A 13818-nucleotide genomic window follows, 5' to 3' on the forward strand; every position below is an offset into this window, starting at 1 on the left:
TCATTCGTGGTCTTGGTAGAGTTTGGTGAGGATTTCTCTTGCGCCTTCATTCAGCAGTTGATTGGCCAATTGCACACCCAACTGCTCGGCTTGAGCGCGAGGGCCACGAATTTCGCCACGGACGATTTCGCTGCCGTCAGGTTCACCCACCAAAGCACGTAGCCAGATCTCGTCACCCTCAAGCAGCGCATAGCTACCGATTGGCACTTGGCAGCCGCCTTCTAAGGTGAGGTTCATGGCGCGTTCGCATTTGACGCGATCGGCTGTATCGGCGTGGTTTAGTGGCTCGAGAAGCTTGAGAATACGCTCATCGTTAGTACGACATTCAATGCCCACGGCACCTTGGCCAACGGCTGGGAGCGATTGTTCTGGCTCAATAAAGCTGCGGATGCGCTCTTCTAGCTCAAGACGTTTCAAGCCAGCGGCTGCGAGAATGATCGCGTCGTATTCACCCGCATCGAGTTTGCTTAAACGAGTGCCGACGTTGCCGCGCAGTTCTTTAATGACCAAATCTGGGCGGTAGGCTTTCAATTGACATTGACGACGCAAGCTGCAAGTGCCAACAACCGCACCTTGAGGCAGTTCATCAACATGATGGTAGGTGTTTGAGACAAAGGCATCGCGAGGATCTTCACGCTCACAAATCGTCACCAACCCCAAACCTTCTGGGAAATCCACTGGCACGTCTTTCATCGAGTGAACCGCGAGGTCAGCACGCCCTTCCAGCATCGCCACTTCGAGCTCTTTGACAAAAAGGCCTTTGCCACCCACTTTGGCAAGAGGGGTATCAAGAATCACATCGCCTTTGGTTACCATGGTCACCAGCTCGACTTCCAAGCCCGGATGGGCTTTCTGTAGCGCATCTTTTACGTAGTAGGCTTGCCATAGAGCGAGGGGGCTTTTGCGTGTTGCGATTCGGATTGGCGTTGAGTGTGTCATTGTCTTCCCAATATCTTGAACGTTCTGATTTGGGCTAATCCTACCACTCTCACTGCTAAAGTCTTACTGTTAGTTGGTGTAACTGATGCTAGGGTTAACGAAATGGTACGTGAGACTGAAATAGTGTGATTGGATTCTCATTTGGCGGATGGACTATTATTAGTTATAAAGATTACAAGCGACACTTAGCCGCCGAGTTTGAGGCCGTGTTCTGCCTATCACCAATGCGATTTGTTGTGGTGAAGAATGCAGCGCATTTGTCTTTACCAACATGGATGGAAGTGTTAAATTGATCACGTTTTTTAGCCAGGATGGCTCAAAACTTATGCAGACGTGTCTCAATATTGAAACCAAGGATATCCCTTGCAGGCTTATACCGAAAAATTAATCCAGCGATTAGATACCCTCAACCGGCAACGCATCGAGCGTGCGCTGGCGCTTATGGATTTGCAAAGTCAGCAAGTATTTCACCTCATCCCGGTTTTACTGCACTTTAATCACCCAGCTATCCCCGGCTATTTTGACGCTGATGTTCCCTTTGGGGTGCATGGGCTCAAGCTCAATGATATTCAACAGCAGTTTGTTGATGACACGGAGTTAACCCTAGGTCAGTCCTTACCTCGCGCGCCGCATGCGCAAATTCTTGGTCTCTATACCATGGGCAGTACCTCGTCCATTGGCCAAAGTACCTCCAGTGATCTCGATATTTGGGTCTGCATTCCTACACAAATGGGCCATGACGAAAGAGAGAGCCTCGCCAATAAATGCTTACTGATCACCGATTGGGCGCAGATGCATGGCGTAGAAGCCAACTTTTTCTTGATGGATGAAGATCGGTTCCGCAGCAACCGCTCGGAAGAGATGACGGGTGACAACTGTGGTTCGTCACAGCATATGTTGCTACTGGATGAGTTTTATCGTTCAGCGGTACGTCTTGCTGGGCAGCGCTTGTTGTGGCAAATCGTGCCGCCTGAGATGGAAGAGTGCTACGAGCAATACGTGGCTGAGCTGTGCAATGGTGGCCACATCAATTGCCATGAGTGGATCGATTTTGGTCAACTGAGTCGCATCCCTGCTGAAGAGTACTTTGGTTCGAACTTGTGGCAGCTCTACAAGAGTATCGACTCACCATACAAGTCGGTATTGAAGGCGATTTTGCTCGAAGCGTATTCGTGGGAATACCCACACACGCAACTGCTGAGTATCGACAGTAAGCGCCGTTTCTTTGCTCATGAGCCAGATCTCTATGGGATGGATGCGTACTATCTGATGCTGGAGAAAGTGACTCGTTATCTCGAACGCATTAATGACCACACACGTTTGGATTTGGTGCGTCGCTGCTTCTATCTCAAAACCCATGAAAAACTATCGCGTGAACCGGGTGTTGGTTCCGTGGCGTGGCGTCGCGAAGCGTTGCGTGAGTTGACCAGCCAATGGCAATGGTCGCAGGCAGTGATTGTTGAGTTAGACAACCGACGTAACTGGAAAGTGGAACAGGTTAAAGTGGTGCATCATGCCTTGCTTGATGCCTTGATGCAGAGTTACCGTAACCTGATTCAGTTTGCTCGTCGTAATGACATTACCTCAGCGATCAGCCCGCAGGACATCAGTATTCTTGCACGTAAGCTTTATGCAGCGTTTGAAGTGTTGCCGGGTAAGGTGACGCTGCTCAACCCACAAATTTCGCCAGATTTGCACGAACCCGATTTGAGTTTTATTGAAGTGCGCGAAGGGCGCATCAATAAGTCCGGCTGGTATCTGTATAAACAACCGCTGATTGCGCACCGTATTTTGGGTCAACCTTATCTTGAGCATCATGAATACTTAAGTAAGTTGGTGGCGTGGGCCTTCTTCAACGGTTTGATCACCGAATCCACTCGCTTGCATGCCGTGGTCAAAGAAGCGCAACTGGACATCGACAAGTTCTATCAAATGGTCAGTGATCTGCGTAATACCTTCTCGCTGCGTAAACGCCGTCCGACCATGCAAGCGTTAGCCAGCCCATGTGAAATCAGCCAATTGGCGATGTTCATCAACTTTGAAAACGATCCCACTGCTGAGCTGTCTGGACGCTCATTAAAAGTCGATCTCAAGAACGCCGACATTTTCAGTTTTGGGACGGAACAGAAATGTTTGATTGGCAGCGTTGATCTGGTTTATCGCAACTCTTGGCATGAAGTGCGGACTCTGCATTTCCGTGGTGAAACCGCGATGTTGGATGCACTGAAAACCGTGTTGGGCAAAATGCACCAAGACGCGATTCCGCCAGAGTCGGTGGATGTGTTCTGCTACAGCAAGAACTTACGTGGCGTGATGCGCAATATGGTGTATCAACTGTTGGCTGAGTGCATTGATTTGCGCCTGAAGCCGGTGGAGCAAGAAAAGCGTCGCCGTTTTAAAGCGATTCGCTTGGCAGCTCAGACTTACGGTTTGTTCTTTGAACGTCGTGGCGTGTCGGTGCAGAGGTTAGAAAACTCGGTCGATTTTTACCGCAGCATCTCGACGAACAAACTCAAGGGCTCACCGCTGCTGATGCTGGATCGTGAGGACGACTATCATCTACCGCCCGTGGTGGATGGTTTTGCCAGCGAAGGCTTGATTCAGTTTTTCTTTGAAGATACGGAAAAAGGCTTCAACATTTATGTGTTGGATGAAGCTAACCAAGTGGAAGTGTATCACCAGTTTAGCGGCTCTAAAGATGAGATGATCGCCAGTGTGAACAGCTTCTACACCGCGGTGAAAGACGACAAGCATGTTGCCTCGAAATGCATTAACTTCAACTTGCCTCAGTATTATCAAATCATTCATCCGCAAGAGGAAGGGCAGGAGTCATACATTATTCCTTATCGTAACGATGCCTGTACTCAAACGAAGATGTCCAAAGCAGTCAACGTTTAACTGCCTAGTCACAAACTGATGGAATGAGCAAAACACGAAGAGCACCGACAGGTGCTCTTCGTGTTTATGCGCTGGTGGCGTGATGATGACCTTTTAAGCCCAATCGATCGATTCACCCGCGTGCTTTTCACACTCTTGTTTGACCATGTGTGCAAACTCAACGCCAGTCTTGGAGCAAATCCACTGCCCCGCTTTGTATTGGAAGTGGAAACCGCCGGATTTCGAGGCTAACCAAATTTCTTGCATCGGCTCTTGGCGATTGATGATGATTTGGCTGCGGTCATCAAATTCTAACGTCATCACGTTGCCCGTGGTCTCGTAATCGATGTCTGCGCCTGATTCATCAATCGCTTCTTCAATGAGTTGCAGCTCGTTATCCACTAGTTGATGAAATTCAGTATTGTTCATCCTATCTATCCTATTGCTTTTCCTGAGTGTGGTGCGATTATAGGGGGCATTGAATCAATAATCACGATATGCAAAATGAAAAAAATACTTACTGTGCTGTTAACCTTGTCGGTAGCGCTGTTGGCCGGATGTGGTCAATCGGGCGCTTTGTACATTCCAGATGACGCTCAACAATCTGAGCAACCACAGTAGGCATCGCAACTGATTTAGCAGTCGACCATATTATAAGGGAAGTGAATTTTGGATTATTTCAATTATCAGGACGATGGTCAGCTTTGGGCGGAAGAGGTTTCCTTAACCAGTCTGGCTGAGCAGTACGGCACACCTCTGTATGTGTATTCGCGTGCGACGCTTGAGCGCCATTGGCATGCGTTTGATCGCTCGGTAGAAGGGCATCCTCATCTTGTTTGTTATGCGGTGAAAGCCAACTCTAACCTGGGTGTTCTGAATACCTTAGCGCGATTGGGCTCTGGCTTTGACATCGTATCCGGTGGCGAATTGGAACGTGTGTTGGCCGCTGGCGGTGATCCACGTAAAGTGGTGTTCTCTGGTGTGGGCAAAACCGAAGCGGAAATGCGCCGTGCGCTTGAACTCAACATCAAGTGCTTTAACGTCGAATCGGAACCTGAACTTGAGCGTTTGAACCGCGTTGCGGGAGAGTTAGGTGTGAAAGCGCCAATCTCACTGCGCATTAATCCCGATGTGGACGCCAAGACCCATCCTTATATCTCGACTGGTTTGCGTGACAACAAGTTTGGTATTGCGTTTGATCGCGCGCCGGCGGTGTATCAATTTGCTCAGAGCTTAGAAAACCTTAACGTCCAAGGTATCGACTGCCATATCGGCTCGCAGCTTACTGCGATTGACCCGTTTATCGATGCGACCGATCGCCTACTGGCTTTGATCGATAACCTAAAAGAACAAGGCATCAACATTCGCCATCTTGATGTGGGTGGTGGCCTTGGCGTGGTCTACCGCAACGAATTGCCACCTCAGCCTTCTGAATACGCCAAAGCGCTGTTGGGTCGTTTAGAAAATCACCAAGATTTGGAACTGATTTTTGAACCAGGACGTGCGATTGCTGCGAACGCAGGCGTATTGCTGACCAAAGTAGAATTTCTCAAGCACACCGAACACAAAAATTTCGCCATCATTGATGCAGCGATGAACGATTTGATGCGCCCTGCGCTGTACCAAGCGTGGCAAGACATTGTGCCCGTTCAGCCTCGCCAAGGCGAAGCGGTGACGTATGATCTCGTGGGGCCAATTTGTGAAACGGGAGACTTCCTCGGTAAAGACCGTTCACTGGTGTTGGCAGAGAACGATTTGCTAGCGGTTCGCAGTGCGGGCGCTTATGGCTTTGTTATGTCGTCCAACTACAACACGCGCGCACGAGCAGCCGAAGTGATGGTGGATGGCAAAAAACACCATTTAGTTCGTCAGCGCGAAGAACTGCGTAGCTTGTGGGAACTAGAAAACATCCTTCCGGAGTAACGAGCTTTTTATGCATTTCCATTTTTCTAAAATGCACGGTTTGGGTAACGACTTTATGGTGGTCGACTGCATTACTCAAAACGTTTACTTCTCCCAAGAGCTGATCCGCCGTTTGGCGGATCGCCACACTGGCGTTGGTTTTGACCAACTGCTGGTGGTGGAAGCACCTTACGATCCTGAGACGGATTTCCACTATCGTATTTTCAATGCCGATGGCAGTGAAGTGGAACAGTGTGGCAATGGCGCGCGCTGTTTTGCCCGCTTTGTTCGCATGAAAGGGCTGACCAATAAATACAGCATCAGTGTCAGCACCAAGAAAGGCAAAATGATTCTTGATGTGGAAGAAGACGATGAAATCACCGTTAACATGGGTGTGCCAGAGTTTGAACCGAACAAAATCCCTTTCCGCGCCAAGCAAAAAGAGAAAACCTACATTATGCGTGTTGGCGAAAAAACGCTGTTTTGCGGTGCGGTGAGCATGGGCAATCCACATGTCGTGACAGTGGTGGATGACGTTGATACCGCAGAAGTGGAGACGTTAGGGCCATTGCTTGAATCGCATGAGCGTTTCCCTGAGCGCGTCAATGCCGGATTTATGCAAGTGGTCAACCGTGAACAGATTCGCCTGCGCGTGTATGAGCGTGGTGCGGGTGAAACGCAAGCTTGTGGCAGCGGCGCGTGTGGCGCGGTGGCGGTCGGCATCTTGCAAGGCTTGTTGGATGAAAACGTCACCGTGAGTTTGCCGGGTGGCGATTTGCACATTCACTGGAAGGGGCCTGGTACGCCACTTTATATGACGGGACCTGCGACCCATGTGTTTGATGGTCAGCTGTCTTGCTAGAACCCACGGATTCTAGCCACCGCAGGTGATGAGTTTTCATCACCTTGCATGAGTTATCGTTGAGGAAATGTTTTGTCTTACCCTGAAGCCGATGCGCTGACCACCGAAGTCGTGGCGGCGTATCTTCAAGACCACCGTGATTTTTTTGTACATCGTCCGGAGTTGGTCGACCGTTTGAACTTTCCGCACCCGGAGCAAGGGACAGTATCGCTTGTCCACATTCAACTGAACCGTCAACGCCAACGTATTGAAGCATTGGAAGAAGAGATCACGACCTTGATGTCTTTGGCGGCGAACAACGATCGCACCTTTTATGAGTTCATGGACCTGCAAGAGCAAATCCTGCGTTGTCGTGATTTCCAGCAAGTGGTGAAGGCGATAGAGTTCAAAGCGCATGAACTCGGTTTGGTGGCTTATGTGCGTCTATTGAACCAATGTGAAGCGAAGCACCAACTGAGCATGGAAAACTACCAGCGTTTTGCCACCAACCATCTCAATGGTAAATCGGCGTATTTAGGGCGTCTGCGCAACGCCGATCGCGAAGCGCTGTTTGGTGATTTGCCCGTACCAGAAATGGGCTCTTACGTGGTCTTGCCGCTGGTGAAGCAACATCCCCTTGGTTTGCTGGCGTTCTCCAGTGCCGATGGGGGCCATTTCCAACCGGAGATGGATACCTTGTTCCTTCGTCACCTCTCGTTAGTGGTGGCCCATTTAGCTCAAACCCTTGCTTGGCAATTGCAGCATGACGACAGCGTCAAACACACCACTGCCTAGTGGCCTGAGAAAGCCGCTTGATCAGTTCTATGAGTACTTGCGTGCGGAAAAGGGCTTAAGCCTGCACACCCAGCGCAACTACAAGCAGCAACTGGAAACCATGGCGGAACACTTGCACAGTATGGGGCTGAAAGCGTGGCCGCAAGTCGACGCAGGTTGGGTGCGCCAACTGGCGGGCAAAGGGATGCGCGAGGGGATGAAGGCGAGCAGCATCGCGACGCGCCTCTCTTCGCTGCGCAGCTTCTTCGACTTTTTGATTCTGCGTGGCATCCTCACGGCCAATCCAGCCAAAGGGGTTTCGGCTCCGCGCAAAAAACGCCCTCTGCCCAAAAACCTCGATGTTGATGAAGTGAATCAACTGCTTGAAGTGAACGAGGATGACCCGTTGGCCATCCGTGATCGCGCCATCATGGAACTGATGTACGGTGCGGGATTGCGCTTGGCTGAACTGGTCGATATCGATGTCCGTGATGTGCATTTGCGCAGTGGTGAAATTCGCGTGATCGGTAAAGGCAATAAAGAACGCAAAGTGCCGTTTGCAGGTATGGCGGTCGAGTGGGTCGGCAAATGGTTAAAAGTGCGTAGTGGTTTGGCGGACCCAAGTGAACCGGCGTTGTTTGTCTCGAAGCTTGGCACGCGTATTTCCCATCGCAGTGTGCAAAAGCGCATGGCGGAATGGGGTCAAAAGCAGGCCGTGGCGAGCCATATTACACCGCACAAACTGCGTCACTCATTTGCCACGCACATTCTCGAATCGAGCAATAACCTGCGTGCTGTGCAAGAATTACTAGGCCACGAAAACATTTCGACCACGCAAATCTATACGCACCTCGATTTCCAACACTTGGCCGATGTGTATGATCAAGCGCACCCAAGGGCGCGTAAAAAATCTTCTCAACGCAAAGAGGAAGATGAATGAAACATTACCGCCCCCTGCAGCCAATCGCGGCAATGACCTTCGACTTAGACGATACTTTATATGATAACCGTCCGGTGATTGAACGCTTGGAGCGCGAGGTGCTGGCGTGGCTCGCCACGCAGCATCCTGCGACGCAAGTGATGAGTCACAGAGATTGGTCTCAATTAAAGCGTGACGTGGCGGCAAGCTCTCCGCAATTGCGCAGTGATGTGACACAACTGCGTCATCAGCAACTGACCGAGGCGTTTTTACGTCTTGGGTACGATGCGGCGGCGGCGCAGCAAGCGGCGGATGAGGGGGTTGCGGTGGCGTTGTATTGGCGCAGCCAGTTGGTGGTGCCATCCGAAACGCATCGTGTCATGAGATTATTGGCGGACAAACTGCCTTTAGTGGCGATCACCAATGGTAACGTGGATGTCGCGGCGATCGGTTTGCAAGGCTACTTTCAAGCTGTCTTAAAAGCTGGCCCTGACGGGGTGGCGAAACCGGCCGGTGATCTGTTTCAGCGTGCGGAGCAGATCTTGCAGTTGCCAGCGCAGCGCATTCTCCATGTTGGCGACCATTTGCTCTCGGATGTGCACGGCGCCAACTTGCATGGTTTTATGTCGTGCTGGATCAATCCAAAGCAGATCAACCTGCGTCAGCAAGCTAAAGCCAAAACTCTTCCTAATTTAGAAATCAATGAATTAAGTCAGTTACTCCTACTTTTGTAAGCCCGCTCTCAATCCTATCAATCTTCCCTGCATAACGCTGGTTTTGCTGGAAAAAGCATCATAAATTAGAATTCTCACAATTGGAACACGCAGGGTTTGCGCCCATTTGATGTCGGGGTTGATACGGATATGCAGACTTTCTCGTTCTGGGTCGAGGATCTTACGCAGTTGCAAGCGATGACCAGCGATTATCGCTGGGACGCGCACAATACCTATTTGGTGCAGATTTTCTCCACTCAGACGGCCTCTATCACACAGGGATATGCTCGGCATCTGCTGGCGCACTTGCCGAATGTGGACATCATTGGCCACAGTACGCAGCACACCATTTATGGCGGTGAAATTTTAACTGGCGGTTGTTTGGTGGTGATTGCGGAATTTTGTCACACCACACTGACCTCGGCAGTGGTGTCCTATTCGGGATCCGCAGACCTGGATGGTTACGATTTACGCCAAGCATTGCAATTAACCCCTACCAGCCGAGCGGTGATCAGCTTTTCTGTGCAAGTGGAGCGGCAAGATTACCCGCTTTACGGCGCGTTCAATGATGGTATCGCAACGCCAGTATGCGGCGGTTTAGCACAAAGTGCTGCTGACGGATGTTGGGTTCTGCACCAAGACCAGCTCTACACGCAAGCGGTGGTGGCCGTGGCTTTGCACAGTGAACAGCTTAAAGTATGGACCAGCGCGTACTCAGAGTGGAACCCTGTTGGCATGTACCATGCCGTTACGGCCGCCGAAGGGCCGCGTCTCATTTCTCTTGGCAACAAGTCAGCCTACGAGGTTTACAAACGTTATTTGGCCGATGGCCATGAACTCTCGGCGAGCCATCTGCTCAATTTTCCGCTCTACCGAGAGCGAGGCAAACACAAAGAGGTGTGTGCGGTACGTGAGATCCACCATGATGGCAGTATCTCTTTCGATAAAACCTGGTCTATCGGCGATCAGGTGCGTTTTTGCTACAACCACCCTTCGTTAACCCTAGAGCAGCTCAAACATGGTGTGGTGGAGCTGGCGCTGCATCAACCGGAAACGGTGTTTATCTACAACTGTGCGTCTCGACTCGACTTTATCGATGGTTGCCAAGAAGTGGCGCCTTTTCATCAGATCGCGATCAGTCATGGTAGCTATTGCATGGGCGAGCTTTATCATGATGGTGTCAAACAAGAACTGTTACACCACAGCTTAACTTACCTTGCAATGCGCGAAAGTGATGAAGTAGCTGAGCTCAAACTGCCAGCGGATGAGATTGATAGTACGATTTCACCGCTGTTTTGTTTGATTCGTAATGCGATTGCCGATCTCGATCAGGTGCAGTCCCATATGGAGTATCAACTGGAGCGGCAAACGCTGAAACTGCAAGAAAGTTATCGCCGTGACAGTCGCACTGGATTACAAAATCGCATCGCCCTGAAAGAGTATTTGTCGGCTATTCGCGATGATGAACATTTGTTGACCTTAAAGCTGCTCAACTTCAGCCACATCAATGAAAAGTATGGTTATCAAGTCGGTGATGAGCTGTTGCGAATGTTGTCGGTGAGCTTCTTAACTCGTCTCAGACGGCGCTTGGGCAAACAGGCGGATATGCAGTTGTACAGCATTGGTGTTGGCGAGTGGGCATTTGTCTTTCGCGCTGAAATTTGTGGTGAGACCATCAAGCAGCAGTTTACCCGTTTTGCCGATGTGATTGAGCAGACCAACTTCGAACCCTCGGGCTTGGAACAAGTGGATTACCTGTCGATTTCATTGTGTGGAGGCTTAGCCAGCCGGCGAGATTTCCCGCAAGCCAGTGGTGATGAACTGCTGCTCAAAGCGATTGAGGCGCGGCGCGCTGGGGTGCGCAGCAATACCCATATTTGCAACGCCAAAGACATTCAAGTGAGTGACGAGCGACGCAAAGAGCAACTGGCTTGGCTCAGTTGCGTCAGTCGGGCGATTTTGCAGCAAAATATCGTCACTTATGCGCAGCCTCTGTTTCACGCCGACGGCACCACCCCCTACTCACAAGAATGTTTGGTGCGAATCGTCGAAAACGACGGACGCATTATTTTGCCAGGGCAGTTTTTGCCGATTATTGCCGACACCCACCTCTATACTCGTTTGAGCCGCCATATGATTCAAAGCACCTTGAACTATATGCGAGACAGAAGCGGGATGTTTTCGATTAACCTCTCCCCGCAAGATCTGATGAGCGATAAAACCATGCTGCTATTGGAAACGGCGATTCGTCAGCTCAATGACCCCAGACGTATCGGTTTGGAGGTGTTGGAGTCGGAGCAGATCAAAGATTATGGCCGCATGATTGAAGTGTGCAGTCATTTCCGTCAGTTGGGGGCGCGCATTATTGTTGACGACTTTGGTTCGGGTTATTCCAACATCGACGAAATTATTAAGCTTGAGCCAGACATCATCAAACTCGATGGCAGTTTGATCCGCAACATCGACCAAGACAGCAAACAGCGCAAGATCGCCAGTCAGCTGGTGCGCTTGTGTCAGGTGCTGGAAGCGAAAACCGTGGCAGAGTTTGTCCACAATCAGCAGGTGTGTGAAATCGCTCAAGACATGGGGGTCGATTACTTGCAGGGCTATTATCTCGGCCTGCCAAGTCGCTTATTCTGAGGGGGTGAGCCCTAGATGAGGCATCTGGGCTAACCTCTGTGTTGTTAAGGCACGCTTTTTAGCGCATGGCCACTGCGATCGGCATGAAACGCCGCCAAATAATCGCGCAGCAGTTCGGTCATTGACGTGGCGTTGTGTGCTTCACCGAGTTGCTTTATTAACTCTGCCGCAATCTCTAAGGTGCACAGATTGCCTTGTTGCTGATTACGTCTTAATTGATAGTTCGACGCGCTGTCGCTGTGTAAAGCGAGCTGTGGCAGTGCTTTTAGCCACTCGCTTTTATTGAGCATCTTTCGTGCTTCCTGCCATGTGGCATCAAGAATGATAAACAGCGGCTGGCGCTGGGTTTGCTGGGCGCGTTCCTCTACTTGAGTAAGGGTAATACTCTGTTCACTGGGATAGAGCACCACAGGCATAAACTGCGCATCGCTGAGCAGATCCAATAACGCTTGCGCAGGCGCAGTGCGCTGCCAAACGAACTGGCGCACGGGCAAACGGCACCAATGCAGTAGTTTGCCGGTATTGGTTTCTCGCTCGACCTCATTTGGGTGCATCAATAGCACCAGTGCGACCTCACTTTGAAGTGACGGAAACTGGTCACACAGGCATTGATAACGCAGCCCACACTGAGGGCAGGCTTGTGGCTTCACAGTTTCACTCCTTCGCGTACTGGGCTGATGCCATCGGAGAACAGTTCTACCTGACTGATCTGCTCACCAAGCGCGACAGGCGCAACACTCGGATTGAGTGGATAGCTAATACCATCATATTGCATCAGGTGTGACTGAGCTTTGGCGCCGCCGCCACGGACGTTGAAGATAAGATCTTGCCAGCCGTGGTTGCGTTGATTGCCGAGGTAAATCGGTGTGTTCACCAAGGTAATGCGGCTATTGAAGCGCCAAGTCTCTTGGTGATTTTCAAAAATCAGCAGGGTACAGCCACCCGAGCCGCACCAGTCTAACTGTGCCAGCAGTTCTTCTTTGCCATCCCCATTGAGATCGTACGTTAGCCAGCGGTATTGGTTATTGCTTGGATCGGTTTTGTGCAGACGAAAATACTCACGTATTGCCTGATCAACATCGCGACGAAACTCCGCGCTGGAGGCCACGTTACGGGTATCCGTAGGAATGGCGGTTTGAGTGGTGACGGGGGCATCACTCATCATTTCACCTGCGGCGGCGGGATACAAAATCAGCCCGCCTTGAGCAATCGGATAGACCACCTTGCCGACTTTTTCCTTTTCCGCTTTTAGCTGTGAACCCGTACGGGTGAAAATGCGTTCGGTGACTAATTTTTGCCCCTGATGGTGCGTCATCACCACTTGGATCTGATTGGGATTGAGTTGCTGCCAGTAGCCTTTTTCCACCAGAGGACGCGCTTCATTGGCATAGAGATAACGCGTTTCAGCACTGTGGTCTGCGTTGAGCTGCATGTGCACGCTAAAACCGGAAGATTGGGTTGAGGTCGCCGTGTACAAACCACGCCAACCGAGCGTGGCATCGATGTTCGAGGTGGTGGCACAGCCCGATAACTGGGTATCTTGCCAGTCAAACGTTGCTTTCCAGCCGTAAAGGCTGTTGCTCATGGTGTCCTTACACAAATTTTCACTGAGGAGTAATTGGCCGCCATCAAACTGATACTCGCGTTTACGCGGGCTGAGCTGGCTGCGGCTAATCTCACGCGTTTGATCTTGTTTGCTCAGTTGTTTGATGGTCAGCTGATTGGCGGCAAAATCAATACGCCAGTTGGGTTCATTGCCGAATGCTTGCGTTGGACGAGCGGCTTGCTCGCAGCGGGTTGGGTTGCTGGCATCGACTAAATTGAGTTGTTCCACCACAAACAACGCATCGTATTCCGAAGCAAAACCTTCATCACCGGTGGTTTTTAAGTGGCCAATCACTTCGCCATACATAGACTGATAGGGCAGGCTGGTCAGCGCCATCAATTGCTGACGCTGCTGAGCGCTCAGCTGTAGCCAATATTGCTGCGTACTGCCGCAAGGTGTGATGTATTGCGCTTCATGGCCGACGACTAAACTGCCTGACAGCATAAAACTCTGTGCGATCACCGACTCGGGTTGGCTGAGATTGGCCGTTGGCAGTGGAGGAGCAGATTGAGTGGCGACGGGGGCGCTGGTTGAGCACGCTTGTAACAGCAACAGTGTCGATAGGGCGACTGGGTTTTTAAACGCCTTCATGTTATATCTTTCTCCA

At 50.8% G+C, this 13818-nt stretch carries 12 protein-coding genes; 8 read left to right on the forward strand and 4 right to left on the reverse strand.

Features of this window, described 5'->3' with window-relative positions:
- On the reverse strand, positions 1-939 hold the full coding sequence (hemC, locus tag AOT11_RS07400; protein WP_017420409.1) for a hydroxymethylbilane synthase: 939 nt from the start codon (positions 937-939) through the stop codon (positions 1-3).
- A 363-nt stretch (positions 940-1302) separates the two neighbouring features.
- Between hemC and AOT11_RS07405 the strand changes: the two genes are divergently transcribed.
- The gene (locus tag AOT11_RS07405) at positions 1303-3837 is read left to right on the forward strand and encodes a class I adenylate cyclase (protein ID WP_017420408.1); all 2535 of its coding nucleotides are present in this window, start codon (positions 1303-1305) and stop codon (positions 3835-3837) included.
- A gap of 93 nt (positions 3838-3930) precedes the next feature.
- On the opposite strand, the gene cyaY is transcribed toward AOT11_RS07405, so the two are convergent.
- A complete protein-coding gene (cyaY, locus tag AOT11_RS07410) occupies positions 3931-4245 on the reverse strand; it encodes an iron donor protein CyaY (protein WP_011079140.1) in 315 nt (104 codons plus the stop codon).
- 75 nt (positions 4246-4320) lie between these two features.
- Here cyaY and lptM point away from each other — a divergent pair, with 75 nt between their 5' ends.
- From lptM to AOT11_RS07445, 7 genes are all read left to right on the forward strand, one after another.
- Positions 4321-4437, forward strand: coding sequence for an LPS translocon maturation chaperone LptM (gene lptM / locus AOT11_RS24240; protein ID WP_407829908.1), 117 nt, complete (start codon positions 4321-4323; stop codon positions 4435-4437).
- A gap of 48 nt (positions 4438-4485) precedes the next feature.
- Positions 4486-5739: a diaminopimelate decarboxylase gene (lysA, locus tag AOT11_RS07420; RefSeq protein WP_017420406.1), complete on the forward strand. Its 1254-nt coding sequence runs from the start codon at positions 4486-4488 to the stop codon at positions 5737-5739.
- Between the two features lie 10 nt (positions 5740-5749).
- Complete coding sequence (gene dapF / locus AOT11_RS07425) at positions 5750-6580, forward strand: diaminopimelate epimerase (RefSeq protein ID WP_017420405.1); 831 nt, start codon at positions 5750-5752, stop codon at positions 6578-6580.
- 72 nt (positions 6581-6652) lie between these two features.
- The gene (locus tag AOT11_RS07430; RefSeq protein WP_017420404.1) at positions 6653-7354 is read left to right on the forward strand and encodes a DUF484 family protein; all 702 of its coding nucleotides are present in this window, start codon (positions 6653-6655) and stop codon (positions 7352-7354) included.
- Positions 7323-8273, forward strand: coding sequence for a tyrosine recombinase XerC (xerC, locus tag AOT11_RS07435; protein WP_026050291.1), 951 nt, complete (start codon positions 7323-7325; stop codon positions 8271-8273). The genes AOT11_RS07430 and xerC overlap by 32 nt, the downstream gene beginning before the upstream one ends.
- Positions 8270-8986, forward strand: a complete 717-nt coding sequence (yigB, locus tag AOT11_RS07440) for a 5-amino-6-(5-phospho-D-ribitylamino)uracil phosphatase YigB (RefSeq protein WP_017420402.1) — start codon at positions 8270-8272, stop codon at positions 8984-8986. Before xerC ends, yigB begins: the two co-directional genes overlap by 4 nt.
- Positions 8987-9115: 129 nt before the next feature.
- A complete protein-coding gene (locus AOT11_RS07445; protein ID WP_026050292.1) occupies positions 9116-11605 on the forward strand; it encodes a bifunctional diguanylate cyclase/phosphodiesterase in 2490 nt (829 codons plus the stop codon).
- Positions 11606-11649: 44 nt separating this feature from the next.
- Here AOT11_RS07445 and AOT11_RS07450 read toward each other — a convergent pair whose 3' ends face one another.
- Positions 11650-12255 carry a tRNA-uridine aminocarboxypropyltransferase gene (locus tag AOT11_RS07450; protein WP_017420400.1) on the reverse strand — a complete coding sequence of 202 codons (606 nt, stop codon included), beginning with the start codon at positions 12253-12255 and terminating at the stop codon, positions 11650-11652.
- The gene (locus AOT11_RS07455; protein ID WP_017420399.1) at positions 12252-13802 is read right to left on the reverse strand and encodes a COG3650 family protein; all 1551 of its coding nucleotides are present in this window, start codon (positions 13800-13802) and stop codon (positions 12252-12254) included. The genes AOT11_RS07450 and AOT11_RS07455 overlap by 4 nt, the downstream gene beginning before the upstream one ends.
- Positions 13803-13818 lie beyond the last annotated feature (16 nt).

This window comes from Vibrio vulnificus NBRC 15645 = ATCC 27562, assembly GCF_002224265.1.
Lineage (GTDB): Bacteria > Pseudomonadota > Gammaproteobacteria > Enterobacterales > Vibrionaceae > Vibrio > Vibrio vulnificus.

What these genes read in the sequence shown, in the direction of transcription:
- hemC (WP_017420409.1), bottom strand. Translation starts at nt 939, where the DNA reads ATGACACACTCAACGCCAATCCGAATCGCAACACGCAAAAGCCCCCTC.
- cyaY (WP_011079140.1), bottom strand. Translation starts at nt 4,245, where the DNA reads ATGAACAATACTGAATTTCATCAACTAGTGGATAACGAGCTGCAACTC.
- lptM (WP_407829908.1), top strand. Translation starts at nt 4,321, where the DNA reads ATGAAAAAAATACTTACTGTGCTGTTAACCTTGTCGGTAGCGCTGTTG.
- dapF (WP_017420405.1), top strand. Translation starts at nt 5,750, where the DNA reads ATGCATTTCCATTTTTCTAAAATGCACGGTTTGGGTAACGACTTTATG.
- xerC (WP_026050291.1), top strand. Translation starts at nt 7,323, where the DNA reads ATGACGACAGCGTCAAACACACCACTGCCTAGTGGCCTGAGAAAGCCG.
- yigB (WP_017420402.1), top strand. Translation starts at nt 8,270, where the DNA reads ATGAAACATTACCGCCCCCTGCAGCCAATCGCGGCAATGACCTTCGAC.
- AOT11_RS07445 (WP_026050292.1), top strand. Translation starts at nt 9,116, where the DNA reads ATGCAGACTTTCTCGTTCTGGGTCGAGGATCTTACGCAGTTGCAAGCG.
- AOT11_RS07455 (WP_017420399.1), bottom strand. Translation starts at nt 13,802, where the DNA reads ATGAAGGCGTTTAAAAACCCAGTCGCCCTATCGACACTGTTGCTGTTA.